General features: G+C 70.9%; 14 protein-coding genes. 1 reads left to right on the top strand and 13 read right to left on the bottom strand.

All coding sequences use genetic code 11. The features are described from left to right. Nucleotides 1-34: 34 nt before the first annotated feature. From ACWCRB_RS36000 to ACWCRB_RS35975, 6 genes are all read right to left on the bottom strand, one after another. Nucleotides 35-3,058 carry a helix-turn-helix transcriptional regulator gene (locus ACWCRB_RS36000; RefSeq protein WP_451000074.1) on the bottom strand — a complete coding sequence of 1,008 codons (3,024 nt, stop codon included), beginning with the start codon at nt 3,056-3,058 and terminating at the stop codon, nt 35-37. A gap of 143 nt (nt 3,059-3,201) precedes the next feature. Next, nucleotides 3,202-3,387: a hypothetical protein gene (locus tag ACWCRB_RS35995; RefSeq protein ID WP_451000067.1), complete on the bottom strand. Its 186-nt coding sequence runs from the start codon at nt 3,385-3,387 to the stop codon at nt 3,202-3,204. 213 nt (nt 3,388-3,600) lie between these two features. Then, a complete protein-coding gene (locus ACWCRB_RS35990) occupies nt 3,601-4,218 on the bottom strand; it encodes a hypothetical protein (protein WP_451000066.1) in 618 nt (205 codons plus the stop codon). Nucleotides 4,219-4,253: 35 nt separating this feature from the next. Then, a complete protein-coding gene (locus ACWCRB_RS35985) occupies nt 4,254-4,829 on the bottom strand; it encodes a GNAT family N-acetyltransferase (protein WP_451000065.1) in 576 nt (191 codons plus the stop codon). Next, nucleotides 4,807-7,101 (bottom strand): MMPL family transporter, encoded by a 2,295-nt coding sequence (locus ACWCRB_RS35980; RefSeq protein WP_451000064.1) that lies wholly within the window; start codon nt 7,099-7,101, stop codon nt 4,807-4,809. Before ACWCRB_RS35980 ends, ACWCRB_RS35985 begins: the two co-directional genes overlap by 23 nt. 222 nt (nt 7,102-7,323) lie before the next feature. After that, on the bottom strand, nt 7,324-7,632 hold the full coding sequence (locus tag ACWCRB_RS35975) for a hypothetical protein (RefSeq protein ID WP_451000063.1): 309 nt from the start codon (nt 7,630-7,632) through the stop codon (nt 7,324-7,326). Between the two features lie 193 nt (nt 7,633-7,825). Between ACWCRB_RS35975 and ACWCRB_RS35970 the strand changes: the two genes are divergently transcribed. After that, entirely contained in the window at nt 7,826-8,611 is a 786-nt protein-coding gene (locus tag ACWCRB_RS35970) for an SAM-dependent methyltransferase (RefSeq protein ID WP_451000062.1), read from the top strand. Nucleotides 8,612-8,680: 69 nt separating this feature from the next. On the opposite strand, the gene gatB is transcribed toward ACWCRB_RS35970, so the two are convergent. The 7 genes from gatB to ACWCRB_RS35935 form a co-directional block, all read right to left on the bottom strand. Further along, nucleotides 8,681-10,198: an Asp-tRNA(Asn)/Glu-tRNA(Gln) amidotransferase subunit GatB gene (gatB, locus tag ACWCRB_RS35965; RefSeq protein WP_451000061.1), complete on the bottom strand. Its 1,518-nt coding sequence runs from the start codon at nt 10,196-10,198 to the stop codon at nt 8,681-8,683. 16 nt (nt 10,199-10,214) lie between these two features. Continuing rightward, nucleotides 10,215-10,448 carry a hypothetical protein gene (locus ACWCRB_RS35960; RefSeq protein WP_451000073.1) on the bottom strand — a complete coding sequence of 78 codons (234 nt, stop codon included), beginning with the start codon at nt 10,446-10,448 and terminating at the stop codon, nt 10,215-10,217. A 5-nt stretch (nt 10,449-10,453) separates the two neighbouring features. Next, nucleotides 10,454-11,947, bottom strand: coding sequence for an Asp-tRNA(Asn)/Glu-tRNA(Gln) amidotransferase subunit GatA (gene gatA / locus ACWCRB_RS35955; protein ID WP_451000060.1), 1,494 nt, complete (start codon nt 11,945-11,947; stop codon nt 10,454-10,456). Nucleotides 11,948-11,952: 5 nt separating this feature from the next. Next, nucleotides 11,953-12,249: an Asp-tRNA(Asn)/Glu-tRNA(Gln) amidotransferase subunit GatC gene (gene gatC, locus ACWCRB_RS35950; protein ID WP_037622623.1), complete on the bottom strand. Its 297-nt coding sequence runs from the start codon at nt 12,247-12,249 to the stop codon at nt 11,953-11,955. A 113-nt stretch (nt 12,250-12,362) separates the two neighbouring features. Next, nucleotides 12,363-14,696: a putative bifunctional diguanylate cyclase/phosphodiesterase gene (locus tag ACWCRB_RS35945; RefSeq protein ID WP_451000059.1), complete on the bottom strand. Its 2,334-nt coding sequence runs from the start codon at nt 14,694-14,696 to the stop codon at nt 12,363-12,365. 218 nt (nt 14,697-14,914) lie between these two features. Then, complete coding sequence (gene ligA / locus ACWCRB_RS35940; RefSeq protein WP_451000058.1) at nt 14,915-17,128, bottom strand: NAD-dependent DNA ligase LigA; 2,214 nt, start codon at nt 17,126-17,128, stop codon at nt 14,915-14,917. 15 nt (nt 17,129-17,143) lie between these two features. Next, on the bottom strand, nt 17,144-18,145 hold the full coding sequence (locus tag ACWCRB_RS35935) for a methionine synthase (protein ID WP_451000057.1): 1,002 nt from the start codon (nt 18,143-18,145) through the stop codon (nt 17,144-17,146). Nucleotides 18,146-18,275 lie beyond the last annotated feature (130 nt).

Genomic DNA, 18,275 nt, shown 5'->3' with positions numbered 1-18,275 from the left:
TTTGTCCTGCCGCCAGTATCCCGCGTCGAGGCCGTCAGCGTGTACCAGCCGGGAACAGCCCCAGCCGATGCGCCACCGCCGCTGCCTCTCCCCTCCCCGAGACGCCCAGTTTCCCCAGGATGTTGGAGACGTGGACGCTCGCGGTCTTCGGGGAGATGAAGAGTTCCTCGGCGATCTGGCGGTTGGTGCGGCCGGCGGAGACCAGGCGCAGGACGTCCCGTTCGCGGCTGGTGAGGCCCAGGGACTCGGCCGGGTCGAGGGCGGGGCGGGCGGGGGCGCCGGTCAGGGTGAGGCGGGCGCGCTGAGCCAGAAGGGTGACGGCGTCGGCGAGGGGGCGGGCGCCCAGGTGGTCGGCGACGGTGGCGGACAGCCGGAGGAGTTCGGTCGCCCGGTCGCGGTCGTCGGGTTCGGCGCCGTCCGTCAGCAGGGCCTCGGCGAGGCGGTGGCGGACGCGGGCGAGGTCGTACGGGCGGTCCAGGGCCTCGAAGGCGGTGACGACCGGCGACCAGGTGTCCGGGCCGGCCGTGCCGTCGGCGCGCCGGAGTTCGGCGCGGACCCACTGCTCGTGGGCGAGCCAGACGGGGGCGTCCGTGGTGAGCTTCTTGACGGTGTCGAGGATGCGTTCGAGGGTTTCGCGGCGGCCTGCCTCAGCGGTGGGCAGGTCCCGCGCGTCGCCCTCGGCGGTGGCGGCGGCGAGGATCAGGCACCAGGCGTAGCTGTGGGTGCCGGGCGGGAAGCCGGCGTCCAGGACCTGGCCCAGTTCTGTGCGGGCGTCGAGGAGGCGGCCCTCCGCGGCGGCGACGCCGAGGGCGATGCGGGCGAGCGGGAGCGAGTACTGGGGCATGCGGTCGTGGGAGCCGAAGTGGGCCCGGGCGGCGGCCAGTCGGTTCGCCGCCTCGGTCACGTCCCCCCGGCTCAGCGCGAGATGGGCCAGGCAGATGGCGCTGGCCCCCTGAGGGGTGTCGCTCTGGCCGCGCTGCAGCGCGTTCGCCGCGGCCTCGACTGCCTCGTCCCAGCGGCCGAGGGAGTACAGGGACTCGGAGAGATTGCCCCACACCCAGGCCTCGGAGTCGAGCAGCCCGAATTTCCGCGTGTAGGCGATGCCCTCCTCCAGGATCGGAACGGCCTCGCGGGAACGGCCGACTCCCTCCAGGGAGCCCGGCAGGTTCACATAGGCGCGCCCCACGACGAACGGCATGTGGCCCTCGACCGCGCGTTCCTTGACCTCGTGCATCTCCGCGAGGGCCCGTTCGATACCGCCCGACTGGGCCATGAGGACGCCGAGGGTGATACGCGCCCCCATCTCGGTCTCGTGGGCGCTCATCATGCGCGCGTACTCGACAGCCTGTTCGGCGGCGGCGAGGGCTTCGGGGCCCGGGCAGTGCAGCATCGACCAGGTGGCGACACTGGCCAGGACCTCGGCGTGGACCTCCGAGGGCGGCAAACCCCGTACGAGTTCCTGGGCGGTGCCCAGTTCCTGCCAGCCGTCGCCCCGGGACAGGGCCTGGACCAGGCGGGAGCGCTGGCACCAGAACCAGGCGGCACGCAGCGGATCGCCGTCGTCCTCCAGGAGGTGCAGGGCGCGCTTGGTGATCTTCAGGGCGCGTTCGCGCTCCCCGCACAGCCGGCCCGCGACGGCGGCCTCGGCCATGAGGTCGAGGTAGCTCAGGGGGGTGGTGGCCGGGTCACAGCCGCAGGGCGGGTAGACCTCGGTGTAGTCGACGGGGCGGAGTACGGCCCGTACGGCGTCGGGGGTGACGTCCCACAGCTCCATCGCCCGTTCCAGGAGCCGTAGTTGCTCGGCGTAGGCGTACCGGCGGCGGGCGGTGACCGAGGCGTCCAGGACGGCGGGGAGGGCCTTGGCCGGGTCGTGGGCGTGGTACCAGTAGCTGGCCAGGCGCATGGTGCGTTCGTCGGCGGGGACGAGGGCCGGGTCGGCGTCCAGGGCCTCGGCGTAGCGGCGGTTGAGGCGGGAGCGTTCGCCGGGGAGCAGGTCGTCGCCGACGGCCTCGCGGACCAGGGAGTGGCGGAAGCGGTAGCCGTCGCCGGCCGGGGTGGCGAGCAGGATGTTGGCGCCGACGGCCGCGCGCAGCGCCTCGATGAGGTCGTCCTCGGCGAGGCCCGCGACGGCGGCGAGCAGCCGGTACTCGACGGTGGAGCCGCCCTCGGCGACGATCCGGGCGACCCGCTGGGCGCTCTCGGGCAGGCTTTCGACGCGGACGAGGAGCAGGTCGCGGAGGGTGTCGGTGAGGCGGGTGCGGCAGCCCTCGTGGGCGGCGACGGCGAGTTCCTCGACGAAGAAGGCGTTGCCGTCGGAGCGGTCGAAGATCTCGTCGACCTGGGCCGGTTCGGGTTCGGCGGCGAGGATACCGGCGATCTGGCAGGACACTTCGGCGCGGTTGAAGCGGCTCAGCTCGATCCGGCGGACCGTGCGCAGCCGGTCGAGTTCGGCGAGGAGGGGGCGCAGGGGGTGGCGGCGGTGGATGTCGTCGGCGCGGTAGGTGGCGAGGACGACGAGGCGGCCGGTGCGCAGGGTGCGGAAGAGGTAGGCGAGGAGGTGGCGGGTGGAGGCGTCGGCCCAGTGGAGGTCTTCGAGGGCGACGACGACGGTCCGGTCGGCGGCGACGCGTTCCAGCAGGCGCGCGGTGAGTTCGAAGAGGCGGGCCATGCCCTCCTCGTCGTGCCGTCCGGCGCCGGTCTCGCCCAACTCCGGCAGCAGCCGGGCCAGTTCCTGTTCCTGTCCGGCAGCGGCGGCGGCCAGCTCGTCGGGCAGCGCCCGCAGGAGGGCGCGCAGGGCGGTGGAGAAGGGCGCGAAGGGCAGCCCGTCGGCGCCGATCTCGACACAGCCGCCGAGCACGACGACGGCACCGCGGCCGTCGGCGACCCCGGCGAACTCCTCGACCAGCCGCGTCTTCCCGACCCCGGCCTCCCCGCCGAGCAGCAGGGCCTGCGGCTCACCGCTGTCGGCACGGTCGAGCGCGTCGCGCAACACCCCCAACTCGTCGACACGACCGACGAACACCGGACTGACGGACCTGGTCTCCACGGGCCAGAGCATCGCACAGGGCTCTGACATCGCGGGACTGGTTATCGGGCCGTCCGCCGGAACGACCGTGGGGGCGGTGGGGACGGTCGGGCGGACAGTCGCGGCGTGCGCGGGGAGGAGCGCCGCCGTACGACCGTCCGCCCGTCCCCCGGTGCTCACGCGGCCCGGGTGAACCAGTGCCGGCGCCGGTGGTCGGTATGCACCTCGCCCTCTGCGGCTCGGCCCGCTGCCTCGCGGCGGGCGGCGCGGGCGCTGCGGACCGCCTGCCGGGCGAGGCGCTCGTTCGCGGCCTCGCTGCGCAGTTCGGCGGAACGGATCTGCTGGAGCTCGTACTCGAACATGTGGTGTCCCTCGGGTCTGTGACGAGATCGGTCGGTCATCGCTTTCTGCGATGTCCCAACCTTCGTCTCCCAGGGGGGTCCGCCACATCGGGAGAGTTCCGCATCTTCCGAGGGGGTGGGGGCCTTAGGAACGGGTGAGGGGCCTCAGACGGGCCGTAAGGTGCTTACGACCGGCCTAAGGCCCCTCATGACCTGCGGTGATTCCGCCCCGGATCAGGCCGAGGGCAGGCTCAGCAGTACGTCGGTGTACTTCAGGACCGCGAGAAGCAGCCCGAGGACGCCGAGAGCGACGCCCGCCCAGGAGACCGACTTGATCCAGACGGCCTGCGGCTTGCCCGGGGCGCCGAACGCGGGCCGGGCGAGGACCGCGACACCGACGAGCAGCGCGGCCAGCGCGAAGATGCCGCCCCACAGCGCGGTGGCCTGCCAGGCGTCGCCGTAGAGCGCCTCGATCTGGGCGGCGATGCTCGCGGACGACGAGGCCTGCATCTCCAGCTGGCCCGTGATGTTCGCGCGCGCGGAGGCGACCGTGCCCAGCCAGCTGCCGGTGAGCGAGACGAAGCCGAGTACGGCGGCCACGACGGCGGCGGCACCCTGGCCGACGCCGGAGGGGCTCTTCTTCTCGGGCGCGAGGTCCGTCTCGTCGAGGTCCTCGCCCTCGTACTCGTCCGCGTCGCCCAGGACCTCGACCTCGGCCTCGGTCTCAGCCGTGGCCTCCGTCGGCTGTTCGTCCTTGGTGATGTCCACCGTCTCCTTGCCGCTCTTGGCGTCGTCGCTCTGTGCCTCGGTACCGGTCTCGGCGCCGGTCTCGTCTGCTGTCTTGGTTCCCATGCCTCGCACCGTACGGACGTCGTCTGAGAAGTTCCTTAATGATCCTTGTGAGCGGCACGCGCGCGTGCGGCCTGCCACTCGGGCGCGAGTACCGACCAGATCTCGGTGTCCGCGCGGACCCCCCGGTGCGGATAGTTCTCCCGCAGCAGGCCCTCACGGCTCATGCCCAGCCGTCGCGCCACGTTGATGCTCGCTTCGTTGACGGACGACGCGTGCCACTCCACACGGTGCATGCCCCGTTCGTCAATCGCCCAGTCGATGAGCACCCGCATCGCGCGCGTGATCAGGCCGCGTCCGGTGCCGGCCGGTTCCAGCCAGCAGCCGACCTCGCAGTTGCCGTACTCCGCGCTGAAGTTGAGGAACAGCACCCCGCCGACGAGCTTCCCGTCCAGCCAGATCCCGTGCAGCGACCCGGTGTCGGCGGCACGCTGGTCGGCGTACCGCTGGAGCTGCTCCCGCGCGGAGTCGACGTCCGTGGAGTTCATGCCGAAGGGGATGTGCCGGGTGATGAACTCCCGCCCCCGGTCGAGGTGCGCGAGGAACTCCTCGGCGTGCCAGGGTTCCAGGGGCCGCAGTTCGGCGCCGTCGTCACCCAGGGATATCGCGTACATCCTGCGGTCGCTCCTTCACGAGTACATCTCGTACGTCCATGACGCCCACGTCAGGTGCATCGGTTACGTCGGCGATGCTCGCACGGGCGGCCTCCTCGACGCCCGCCAATTCACCGGCGGGGACGCGGCACTCGGGCGGCTCGATGCTGATGCGCGGGAGGCGCCGGTCGAGCCAGCGGGGCAGCCACCAGTTGGCGCCGCCGAGCAGGTGCATCAGCGCGGGCACCAGGAGCGTACGCAGGACGAAGGCGTCGAGGGCGACGGCGGCGGCCAGGGCGATGCCGAACATGGCGATCACGCGGTCGCCGGAGAGGACGAAGGCGAGGAAGACGGAGATCATGATGACGGCCGCGGAGTTGATCACGCGGCTGGTCTCGGCGAGGCCGACCCGGACGGCCCGCCGGTTGTCGCCGGTCTCCAGCCATTCCTCGTACATCCGGCTGACCAGGAAGACCTGGTAGTCCATGGAGAGCCCGAAGAGGACCGAGACCATGATCACGGGGAGGAAGGGCTCGATCGGGCCCGGGCTGCCGAGGCCGAGGAGTTCGCTCCCCCAGCCCCACTGGAAGATCGCGACGACGACCCCGAACGCGGAGGCGACGGCGGCGACGTTCATCGCGGCGGCCTTGAGCGGGATGCCGATCGACCGGAACGCGAGAAGCAGCAGCAGGCAGCCCAGGCCGATGACGACTCCGACGAACAGCGGCAGCTTGCCGACGATCACATCCGCGAAGTCGTCGTAACTCGCCGTGACCCCGCCGACCTGGAGGTCGAGGGAGGTGCCGGTCTCCGCGCGCGGGAGGACCTTTTCGCGCAGCCGCTCCACCAGGTCACTGGTCTTCGCGGACTGCGGGGAGGACGTCGGTACGACGGTGAGGTACCCGGTGGAGCCGTCCGCGCTGTAGGTCACCGGCGAGGCCGACGCGACGCCCTCGGTGGTCCTGAGGGTCGCTGCGAGGTTGTCGAGGACGAGCTGGTCCTCGGCGTCGGAGACGGGCGTGACCAGGGTCAGCGGGCCGTTCACGCCGGGGCCGAAGCCGTCGGCGATGAGGTCGTAGGCCTGGCGTGTGGTCGTCGTGCCCGGGTTGTTGCCCTGGTCGGAGGTGCCGAGGTGGAGCGAGAGGGTGGGCAGGGCGAGCAGCGCCATGACGACCAGGGCGGCGGCGCCGAGCAGCTTGGGGTGGCGCTCGACGAACGCGGACCAGCGGGCGGCGAATCCGGTGGGCAGCTCCGGCTCGGGCCCGTGCTCGGCCAGCCTGCGCCGTTCGCGGCGGCTCAGGGCGCGCGGTCCGATGAAGGACAGCAGGGCGGGCAGCAGGGTCACGGAGGCCGCGACGGTCAGGACCACTGTCAGGGAGGCGGCGATCGCGACGCCGTTGAGGAAGCCGAGGCGCAGGATCAGCATCCCGAGCAGGGCTATGCAAACGGTCGCACCAGCGAAGACGACGGCGCGTCCCGTGGTCGTGACGGCGTTGGTGGCGGCCTCGGTCACGGACAGGCCGCGTTTGAGGCCGCGTCGGTGTCTGGTGACTATGAACAGGGCGTAGTCGATGCCCACGCCGAGCCCGATCAGCATGCCGAGCATGGGCGCGAAGTCTGCGACGGTCATCGCGTGGCCGAGCAGCACGATCCCGGCGTACGCCGTGCCGACGCTCACCAGGGCGGTGGCGATGGGCAGCAGGGAGGCGGCGAGCGAGCCGAAGGCGAGGAACAGCACGACGGCCGCGACGGCCACCCCGAGAGCCTCGGCGAGGTGTCCGCCGGACGACTCGGTGAGCGCGATGGCGCCGCCGCCCAGCTCCACCTGGAGCCCGTCGGCCCGCGCGGCCTGCGCCGCGTCGACGACGGCCCGCGCCTCGCCCGCCTCGATGTCCTCGGCGGACTTCTCGAAGGTGACGGTGGCGTACGCCGTACGTCCGTCGCCGCTGATCTGGCTGCCGCCTCGGCCCTCGTACGGGCTGACGACCGAGGCCACGCCGGGCAGGTCGGCGATCCGGTCCAGGGTGTCGCTCATCGTCTGCTCGACGTCGGCGGCCCGGACCGTGCCGGAGCCGGTGTGCCAGACGACGGTGTCGGTGTCGCCGCCGAGACCGGGGAAGCCGTCCTCGAGGAGCTGGGTGGCGCGGCCCGACTCGGTGCCGGGTGCCTCGTAGTCGTTCGAGTACGCGGAGCCGGCGACGGCCGCGGCGGCGGTCACTCCGGCGAAGGCGGCGAGCCAGATCAGTACGACGACGAGGCGGTGCCTGACACACCAGCGTGCGAGGGCTGCCACAGACGTGCTCCCGGGATGACATGTGGTTCTTTGACCGGGAACAGTCGTGAATGAACAGAACGGCCCGCAAAGAAACGAAAAACGGCAAGAGCGATTGCCAAACCACTGTCGCAGGCGGTGATGATCGTTTGAGTCGATAGTGCACTTACTCACAAGAGTGCGAGTCACATCACAGGACAATCAGATGAACTCTGTCGCCCCAGTAAAAGCGCGATAAGCAACTCAGTCGAACTGGTCTCCGAGGGCCATCACCATCACCCCGCCGATCAGCAGCCACAGCGCCCGCCGGGTACGCCCCCGCGCGCCCAGCACCGACGCGAGCGCACAGACCGCGGCGCCGAAGGCGTACGCACCGGGTACGAGTGCGGGCGCCGAGCCCGTGAGGCGGAGCGTCGAGGCCGCGAGCCCCACGAGGGCCAGCAGCGCCCCGGTTCCGGTCGCCGTCCAACGGGCCCGCCGCGCGTCCAGCTCCGCGTCCTCGTACTCCTCGTGGTCCTCCCCGTTCTCACCCACATTCTCGTGCACGTCCATGGCGCGGGAGCGTAGCGCCCTCACCTGAGAATCCGGATGCGGGTCGCGGAAGCCCACTGCTAGCGTCCAGCCGTCGACTGTCCGTATCCGGCTTGTCGCCGGCGACCCGAGTGGGTGCATTTTTTGAAGGTCCGACCGAGCTCCGAAGCGTCCCGTTCTTCGTCTTCGCAGAACCCGAGGAGCCCGTTCACCGATGTCCGACATCACCTCCAGGACCGACCGGCTTGACCACCCGAACTACCCGCGCAGCAGCCGCTACGACGCCCGCTGGACCATCGACAACCAGATGGGCCCGCACGCTCTCTGGCTGCTGGAGTGGCTGGCCCCCGCGCTGGGCCTCGACACCCTCCCGCCGGGTGCCCGGGTGCTCGACCTGGGCTGCGGCAAGGCCATGACGTCGGTCTTCCTCGCCAAGGAGTACGACGTCCGGGTCACCGCCGCCGACCTGTGGATCCAGCCCGGCAAGAACGCGCGCCGCATCGCCGAGGCGGGCGTCGCCGACCGGGTGCTGCCCGTGTACGCCGAGGCGCATCAGCTGCCGTTCGGCGACGAGTCGTTCGACGCGATCGTGAGCATCGACGCGTACCAGTACTTCGGCACGAACGACCTGTATCTGCCGAGTCTCACCCGGCTGCTGAAGCCGGGCGGGCGGATCGGGGTCGTCATGCCGGCCCTGCGCGAGGAGCCGGACGGCGTGGAGCCGCCGGAGCATCTCAAGCCGTTCTGGGACCCGGACTTCTGGGCGTTCCACTCCGCCGACTGGTGGCGGCGCCAGTGGACACGCAGCGGGGCCGTGACGGTGGAGGCCGCCGACTGGCTGCCCGACGGCTGGCGGGACTGGCTGCTGTGGAGCGAGGTCTGCGCCGAGGAGAGCAGCGAGGAGTTCATGGCGAACATGGCCCGCGAGCAGGTGGAGCTGATGCGCGCCGACCAGGGCCGGTCCCTGGGCTTCGTACGGGTCGTGGGCCGTCGTACGTGATCGAGTGAAGCAACGGCCGAGGGGCGCATCGGAATCCCGACGCGCCCCTCGGCTTCACTGCTGCTCGGCTCAGCCCTCGCTGACGCCCAGCTGCTCAAGGATGAGTTCCTTGACGCGGGCCGCGTCGGCCTGGCCGCGGGTCGCCTTCATGACCGCGCCGACCAGGGCGCCCGCCGCGGCCACCTTGCCGCCGCGGATCTTGTCGGCGATGCCCGGGTTGCCGGCGATGGCCTCCTGGACGGCGGTGGTGAGCGCGCCGTCGTCGGAGACGACCTTGAGGCCGCGCTTCTCGACGACCTCGTCCGGGGTGCCCTCGCCCGCGAGGACGCCCTCGATGACCTGACGGGCCAGCTTGTCGTTCAGGTCGCCGGAGGTGACCAGCGCGGTGACCCGGGCGACCTGCTCGGGCGTGATGGCCAGTGCGTCGAGCGAGGTGCCCGACTCGTTGGCGCTGCGCGCGAGTTCGCCCATCCACCACTTGCGCGCGGAGGCCGCGTCGGAACCGGCGTCGATCGAGGCGACGATCAGGTCGATCGCACCGGCGTTGAGGATCGACTGCATGTCGGTGGCGCTGATGCCCCACTCCTCGCGGAGCCGGTTGCGGCGGACCAGCGGCAGCTCGGGCAGCCCGGCGCGGATCTCCTCGACCCACTCGCGGGAGGGGGCGACCGGCACCAGGTCCGGCTCGGGGAAGTACCGGTAGTCCTCGGCCTCCTCCTTCACACGGCCCGAGGTCGTCGACCCGGTGTCCTCGTGGAAGTGCCGGGTCTCCTGGATGATCGTCCCGCCCGAGTTGAGTACGGCGGCGTGCCGCTGGATCTCGAACCGGGCCGCGCGCTCCACGGAACGCAGCGAGTTGACGTTCTTGGTCTCGCTCCGCGTGCCGAACTTCTCGCGGCCGTGCGGGCGCAGCGACAGGTTGACGTCGCAGCGCATCTGGCCCTGCTCCATGCGGGCTTCCGACACTCCGAGCGCCTTGATGAGTTCGCGCAGCTCGGCGACGTACGCCTTGGCGACCTCGGGAGCGCGCTCACCGGCGCCCTCGATCGGCTTGGTGACGATCTCGATGAGGGGGATGCCGGCCCGGTTGTAGTCGAGCAGCGAGTGCGAGGCGCCGTGGATACGGCCCGTCGCGCCGCCGACGTGCAGCGACTTGCCGGTGTCCTCCTCCATGTGGGCGCGTTCGATCTCCACGCGGAAGGTCTCGCCGTCCTCCAGCTGGACGTCGAGGTAGCCGTTGAAGGCGATCGGCTCGTCGTACTGGGAGGTCTGGAAGTTCTTCGGCATGTCCGGATAGAAGTAGTTCTTCCGGGCGAAGCGGCACCACTCGGCGATCTCGCAGTGCAGCGCGAGGCCGATCCTGATGGCGGACTCGACGCCGGTCGCGTTGACGACCGGGAGCGAGCCGGGCATGCCGAGGCAGGTCGGGCAGGTCTGCGAGTTGGGCTCGGCGCCCAGCTCGGTCGAACAGCCGCAGAACATCTTGGTCTTGGTGCCGAGTTCGACGTGGACTTCGAGGCCCATGACGGGGTCGTAGGTCGCCAGGGCGTCCTCGTACGACACCAACTCGTCGGTCGTGGTGGTCACGGTGAAAACTTCCCTCTCAGCCCAGCAGGACGTCGTCGTCGCCCAGCCGCTTCAGCTCGCGGTAGAGGATGGCGAGGCCGGTGACGATGGCGGCGGCGGATACGGCGGCGTCGATCAGGCGCAGGGTGTCCCCGTCGCTGCGGGCCAGCTTGACCTGCTTGGCGACGCTGATCGCGCCGAACGCGGTACTGCCGAGCGAGACGTACAGCCCGGTCTTCGACTTCTTGAAGTTCTTCGCCTTCTTGGCCATGGCGCTCACAGCGACGGTGCCTCCTCTAGCAGCGGGTGCCCCCACTTTTCCACGAAGGCGGCCTCGACAGCAGCGCCGACCTTGTAGAGGCGGTCGTCCTGGAGGGCCGGGGCGATGATCTGGAGCCCGACCGGCAGCCCGTCCTCCGGTGCGAGACCGCAGGGCAGGGACATGGCCGAGTTGCCGGCCAGGTTGGTCGGGATGGTGCAGAGGTCCGCGAGGTACATCGCCATCGGGTCGTCGGCGCGCTCGCCGATCGGGAAGGCGGTGGTCGGGGTCGTGGGCGACACGATCACGTCGACCGACTCGAACGCCTTCTCGAAGTCCCGCGTGATGAGCGTACGGACCTTCTGGGCGCTGCCGTAGTACGCGTCGTAGTAGCCGGAGCTGAGCGCGTACGTGCCGAGCATGATGCGGCGCTTGACCTCGGGGCCGAAGCCCTCCGCGCGGGTGAGCGAGGTGACCTCTTCGGCGGAGTGCGTGCCGTCGTCGCCCGTACGGAGGCCGTAGCGGAGCCCGTCGAAGCGCGCGAGGTTGGAGGAGCACTCGGAGGGCGCGATCAGGTAATAGGCAGAAAGCGCCAGGTCGAAGGACGGACAGTCCAGCTCGACGATCTCGGCGCCGAGGTCCTTCAGCAGGGCCACGGACTCGTCGAAGCGCTGGATGACGCCGGCCTGGTAGCCCTCGCCGCGGAACTGCTTGACGACGCCGACGCGCATGCCCGCGACGCTGCCGTTGCGGGCGGCCTCGACGACCGCCGGGACCGGGGCGTCGATGGAGGTCGAGTCGAGCGGGTCGTGCCCGGCGATGACCTCGTGGAGGAGCGCGGCGTCCAGGACCGTACGGGCGCAGGGCCCGCCCTGGTCCAGGGAGCTGGAGAACGCCACCATGCCGTACCGCGAGACGGCCCCGTACGTCGGCTTGACGCCGACCGTGCCGGTGACGGCGGCAGGCTGGCGGATGGAACCGCCGGTGTCCGTACCGATGGCGAGGGGTGCCTGGAAGGAGGCGAGCGCGGCGGAGGAGCCACCGCCGGAGCCACCCGGGATGCGGGTGAGGTCCCAGGGGTTGCCGGTCGGCCCGTACGCGCTGTTCTCGGTGCTCGACCCCATGGCGAACTCGTCCATGTTGGTCTTGCCGAGGATGACGACGTCGGCGGCCTTCAGCTTCCGGGTGACGGTCGCGTCGTACGGCGGGATCCACCCTTCGAGGATCTTGGACCCGACGGTGGTCGGAATCCCCTCGGTGGTGAAGATGTCCTTCAGCGCGAGGGGTACGCCGGCCAGCGGGCCCAGCGTCTCCCCGCGCTCGCGCTTGGCGTCGACGGCGCGGGCCTGGGCGAGGGCGCCCTCCCGGTCGACGTGCAGGAAGGCGTGCACCTTCTCGTCGACGGCCTCGATGCGGGCGAGGTGCGCCTCGGTGACCTGTACGGCGGTCAGCTCGCCGGAGGCGATCTTCGCGGCGGTCTCGGCGGCCGTGAGCTTGATGATGTCCGTCATGGTGATTAGTCCTCCCCCAGGATCTGCGGCACCTTGAAACGCTGCTGCTCCTGGGCCGGGGCGCCGGAGAGCGCCTGCTCGGGGGTGAGCGACGGACGGACCTCGTCCACGCGCATGACGTTCGTCAGCGGCAGCGGGTGCGAGGTCGGCGGTACGTCTTGGTCGGCGACCTCGCTGACGCGGGCGACCGCGCCGATGATGTCGTCGAGCTGGCCTGCGAAGTGGTCGAGCTCTTCGCCCTTCAGCTCCAGACGCGCCAGCCGTGCGAGGTGGGCGACCTCCTCGCGCGTGATGCCAGGCATGCAGCGATCCTCTGGGGTGAGTGCGGTGTGGTTTTGGCCCCAATCCTAGGGGGCAGGGGAGACAACCCGCGCACGGGTTTGCCACGGGTGGGAGTTCTCCCCCTGTTCCGCCTCTATTCCGCGGCGGGCAGGGCCGCCCGCGGACGCTGCCAGCCGCGGGTCCCCCGCGCCAGCAACCACGCGGTGGCCTCCTCGGGAGGCATGGCGGCGGCGACCAGCCACCCCTGCACGGCGTCACACCCGAGATCCCGCAGCCGCTCCCACGTCTCGTCGTCCTCCACGCCCTCCGCGACGACGAGCAGCCCCAGGGAGTGCGCGAGATCGACCGTGCACCGCACGATCTCCGCGTCCTCCGTGTCCACCGCCAGCCGTGCCACGAACGACCGGTCGATCTTCAGCTCGCTCACCGGCAGCCGCCGCAGATGCACCAGCGACGAGTACCCGGTGCCGAAGTCGTCCAGCGACATCTTCACGCCGTGCGCGGTCAGCGCAGCCAGCGTGTCCGCGGCCTTCTGGGGGTCCTCCAGAAGTACGTGTTCCGTTATCTCCAGCTGGAGCGCCCCCGCCGGGACGCCGTGCCGGGACAGCCGCGCGGCGACGGAACCGGCGAAGCCGGGGGTGTGGACGTCACGCGGGGAGACATTGACGGCGACCGGGACGAACAGCTTCTGGGCGCGCCACTTGGCGACCTGCTCCAGGGCTGTCTCCAGCACGTACTCCGTGAGGTGGGGCATCAGCCCGGAGGACTCGGCGATCGCTATGAACTCGTCCGGCGGCACCTTCCCGCGCTCCGGGTGCACCCACCGCACCAGCGCCTCAAGGCCGGCGACCTGTCCGTCGAAGCGCACCTTGGGCTGGTAGTGCAGTTCGACCTCGTGCGCGTCGAGCGCGCGCCGCAGATCGCCCAGCAGGCCGAGGCGGTCCGGGGTGTTCGAGTCGCGCTTGGACTCGTACACCTCGACGCCCGTGCGGTCCCGCTTCGCCTGGTACATGGCGACGTCCGCGCGCCGCAGCAGCCCCTCCGCGTCGAGCGCGTGGTCGGGGAAGACGGCGAGGCCCGCGCTGGCCTCCAGGACGAGGGTGAGTCCGTCGAGGTCGAGCGGGGAGCCGAGCACGGTGACCAGGTTGCGGGCGACGCGGGTGGCCGACGTCGTGGAGTCGACGACCGGCAGTAAGACGGCGAACTCGTCGCCGCCGAGCCGTGCGGCCTCCGCGCCGCGCGGCAGGGCGAGCCGCAGCCGGTCCGCTATCTGGAGGAGGAGGCGGTCACCGGCGAGGTGACCGAGGGTGTCGTTGACGGAGCGGAAGCGGTCGAGGTCTATGAGCATCAACGCGGCCCGCGCGTCGATGCGTTCGGCATCGTCGAGGGCCGTCCAGGTGCGCTCCAGGAGCCACTGTCTGTTGGGCAGTCCGGTCAGCGGGTCGCGCAGTTGTTCCTCGGCCCGGGCCCTGGCTATCCACAGGGTGGAGTCGAGGGCGATGAGGGGGATGGCGAACAGCGGCAGCAGGACCGGCAGGGCGACGGCGACGACGCAGATCAAGGGTGCGATGGCGAGCAGCGCGATCGCGACCAGGCCCTGTCTGACCAGGGCGGAGCGGGCGACCGTGGGCAGTCCGCCGCGTGGAGTGTGCAGATACCAGAGGAGGGTGCGGGTGACTCCGAGGTAGGTGATCGCGATCAGCACGACCTCGGGTGCCGTGTAGACGCTCCAGGTCTGCGGGTTCCACGGGGTCTCGACGGACGGGACCCGGCCGAACGCGGCGAGCACCAGCGCGCCGGCGCCGATGCCGAGGATGTCCACCGCGCCGGCCAGCAGGCCCTGCCGCCAGCGGTGGCGCCGGGCTATGCCGACCAGGACGACGACGGTGAGGCTGACCATGCCGGCCGGGACCCACCCGTACAGCAGGAGTACGGCGAGGGTGAGGGCGGCGCCCGATCCGGTGCCGCCCCACCAGCGGGCGCGGCCGAGGGCGACGAGGTGGCCGACGATGACGCCGGTGAGGACGGCGAAGGCCCAGCCGACGGTGCCGGACGGGAAGAGCGCGTTGTGGCCGGTGAAACCGCGGTAGAAGCCGGCGCCGAGAACGAACCCGGCCGCCGCGACGACCGCCGCGGGCAGCGCGGGCCAGGACAGCTGGCGTTCGGGGTCCTGGGCGTGGAGCTGTGCGGCGCGTTGCTCGGCGGTGAGGTGGGCCGTCAGCTGGGGCGAGACCCTGCTGTCGGCGACGATGCGCTGTCCGGTGCCGCCGGTCCCGCTCACCGGTCCGGTCGTACGGCCGCCGACGCCCGCCCGTTCCAGGAACCGTGCCGTGCGGCGGGCCATGCCCTGTTCCTGGCCGGGTTCGGGGCGGCGGCCCTTGAAGAGGGCGGAACCCCGGCGCCAGGCGCCGGATATCCGGCTTCCGCGCAGCCGTGAAGGAGGGGCGGCGCTATCGGTCGGTTCCATTCCCGTCCCTCTCACAGCCGGCGGTGCCCACGCCACGCGGTCCGATGTCCGTCAACCGTCGACGGGACCGCGTCCGAACCGCATCCGGGCACGGCAGGCGCATACGTCAACAGTAGGCCGCAGAAGGCTTCCACGGGCAGCGGTCGCCGACGGTTGCCCGAATGCGACCCGGCCACCCGTATGCATCTGGTATGCGCCGATCGGGTGGTCTTCAACCGCTACTCCTCTGCCGGAAGTGCCGCTTCGGTCGGAAGTGCCGCTTCGGCAGCGGCCTCCGGTCCCTGTTCGAGCAGGACGGCGAAGCCGTCCTCGTCCAGAACAGGCACCTTCAACTGCATCGCCTTGTCGAACTTCGAACCAGGATTGTCACCCACAACCACGAATGACGTCTTCTTCGAAACAGAACCGGTCACTTTTGCTCCACGGCTCTGCAGCGCCTCCTTCGCGCCGTCCCGGGTGTGGTGTTCGAGGGTCCCGGTCACGACAACGGTGAGCCCTTCGAGCGGGCGTGGTCCCTCGTCCTCGCCGGAGCCCTCCTCCTCCATGCGGACCCCGGCGGCCCGCCACTTGCGCAGGATCTCCTGGTGCCAGTCGACCGCGAACCACTCCTTGAGCGAGGCCGCGATGATCGGGCCGACGCCGTCCGTGGTGGCCAACTCCTCCTCGGAGGCCTGCTCAATGCGCTCGATCGAGCGGAATTCACGGGCCAGCGCCTCGGCAGCGACCGGACCGACGTGCCGGATCGACAGCCCGGTGATGACTCTGGCGAGCGGACGGTCCTTGGCGGCGGCGATGTTGGCGAGCATCGCGACCGCGTTCTTCCGGGGCTCGCCCTCCTGGTTGGCGAAGACCGTGGCGATCTTCTCCTCGCCGGTCTTCGGGTCCCGCTTGGGCAGCCCGCTGTCCTGGTCCAGGACGTACGCCTTGATGGGCAGCAGTTGCTCGATGGTGAGGTCGAAGAGGTCGCCCTCGTCGAGCAGCGGTGGCTCGGTGGGCTCAAGGGGCTTGGTCAGCGCGGCGGCGGCCACGTACCCGAAGTTCTCGATGTCGAGGCTCTTGCGCCCGGCGAGATAGAACAGCCGCTCCCTCAACTGGGCCGGGCAGGTACGGGCGTTGGGGCAGCGGAGGTCGATGTCGCCCTCCTTCATCGGCCGGAGCGGCTCGCCGCACTCAGGACACCTGGCCGGCATCTCGAAGGGCTTCTCCGTGCCGTCGCGCAGGTCGGCGACCGGGCCGAGGATCTCCGGAATGACGTCACCGGCCTTGCGCAGCACCACGGTGTCGCCGATGAGTACGCCCTTGGCCTTGACGACGTCCTGGTTGTGCAGGGTGGCGAACTCGACCTCCGAGCCGGCCACCGTCACCGGTTCGACCTGCGCGTACGGCGTGACCCTGCCCGTACGCCCCACGCCCACGCGGATGTTGATGAGCTTTGTGTTGACCTCCTCGGGCGCGTACTTCCAGGCGATGGCCCAGCGCGGGGCGCGCGAGGTGGACCCGAGGCGCCCCTGGAGCGGGATTTCATCGAGCTTGACGACGACGCCGTCGATCTCGTGCTCCACGGAGTGCCGGTTCTCGCCGTAGTTGGCGATGAACGCCCGTACGCCGTCGAGGTCGTCGACCAGCTTCGCGTACCGCGTGGTCGGCAGGCCCCACTCGTGCAGCAGGGTGTACGCGGCCGAGAGGCGGGTCAGCGGTTCGAAGCCCTCCAGGGCGCCGATGCCGTGGACCACCATGTGCAGCGGACGGGAGGCCGTGATGCGCGGGTCCTTCTGGCGGAGCGAACCGGCCGCCGCGTTACGGGGGTTGGCGAAGGGCTTGTCGCCACCCTCGACGAGACGGGCGTTCAGCTCGGCGAACTTGTCCATCGGGAAGTAGACCTCGCCGCGGATCTCGACCAGCGCCGGGACGCGGTCGCCCTTCAGCCGGTCCGGGATCTCGGCGATCGTGCGCACGTTGGGCGTGATGTCCTCGCCGGTGCGGCCGTCGCCGCGGGTCGCCGCGCGCGTGAGACGGCCGTTCTCGTACGTCAGGTTGACGGCGAGGCCGTCGACCTTCAGCTCGCACAGGAAGTGGTGCTCGGAGGCGCCGACGTCCTTGTGGACGCGCTCCGCCCACGCCGCCAGTTCCAGGTCGTCGAAGGCGTTGTCGAGGGAGAGCATGCGTGAGCGGTGCTCCACGGAGGTGAACTCCGTCTCGTACGCGCCCGCGACCTTCTGGGTCGGGGAGTCGGGCGTACGCAGCTCCGGATACTCCTCCTCCAGCGCCTCCAGTGAGCGCAGAAGCTTGTCGAAGTCCGCGTCGCTCACGACCGGAGCGTCGTTCACGTAGTACCGGAAGCGGTGTTCCTCGATGCGCTCGGCGAGCTGGGCGTGCCTGTCGCGCGCCTCGGCGGGCACCGATGTGGTCTGTGCGTGCTGTTCGCCGGCCACCGTGTTGTCCTCCCGTTACTCTGGGTTGTCCGCGAGTGATCTCGCCGCCTGCGCGCAGTGGGCGAGTGCCTTGCGTGCGTACTGCGGGGAAGCGCCCGCGAGTCCACACGCCGGGGTGACCGTGACCGCCTCCGTGAGAAGTCCCGGATGCAGCCCCAGCCTGCGCCACAGCGTTCTGACACCACTGACGCTACCGGCAGGGTCTGACAATGGGCCGTCCGTCCCCGGCACGACACCGACGAAGAGCCGCGTACCGCTTTCGACGGCCTCCCCGATCACGTCGTCGTCACGCTCGGTGAGAAGCGAGAAGTCGAAGGAGACGGCGGCGGCGCCGGCTCTGCGGAGGAGGGCGAAGGGCACGTCGGGCGCGCAGGAATGGACGACTGTCGGCCCGTCGCCGTGCACGCCGATGACTTCGCGGAGGGTCGCCTCGACGACCTGGCGGTCGGGAGCGCGGTGGGTGCGGTAGCCGCTGGCGGTCTTCACGTGTGCGCGCAGTACGGCGATGAGGGAGGGTTCGTCGAGTTGCAGGACGAGTTGGGCGCCGGGGATGCGGCGGTGGAGTTCGTCGAGGTGGAGGCGGATGCCCTCGGCGAGGGAGCCGGCGAGGTCGCGGCAGGCGCCGGGGTCGGAGAGGGCGAGTTCGCCGTTCCTGAGCTCGATGGCTGCGGCGAGCGTCCAGGGCCCGACGGCCTGGACCTTGAGCTGCCCCTCGTACCCCTGGGTGAACTCCTCCAGCGCGTCGAGGTCTTCGCCGAGCCAGGAGCGGGCGCGCTTGGTGTCGCGCCCCGGCCGGTCCCCCAGTCTCCAGCCGCTGGGCTCCACGCGCGCGTACATCTCGACGAGGAGTCCGGCGGTGCGGCCGATCATGTCGGCGCCGGGGCCTCGGGCGGGGAGTTCGGGCAGGAAGGGGAAGTCGTCGAAGGACCCGGTGGCCGCCTTCACGGCTTCCCGGGCATCACCGCCGGGGAGGGAACCGATGCCGGTGGCGGGGCCGAAGGTGGGGTTCGCGTTCACGGGGGGAAGCGTACGTAGTTTCTTCGCCCCCGCCGCCCCTACCCGTCCCATCCCTGGGGGCTCCGCCCCCAGACCCCCGCTACGGCCCTGAACGGGCCTTGGTCTCGCCGGTGAACCTCGGTCGGCCAGG

Source organism: Streptomyces sp. NPDC002156 (assembly GCF_053593675.1).
The sequence above is the reverse complement of the archived record's forward strand: the minus strand, read 5'-3'. Positions and strand labels throughout refer to the sequence as shown.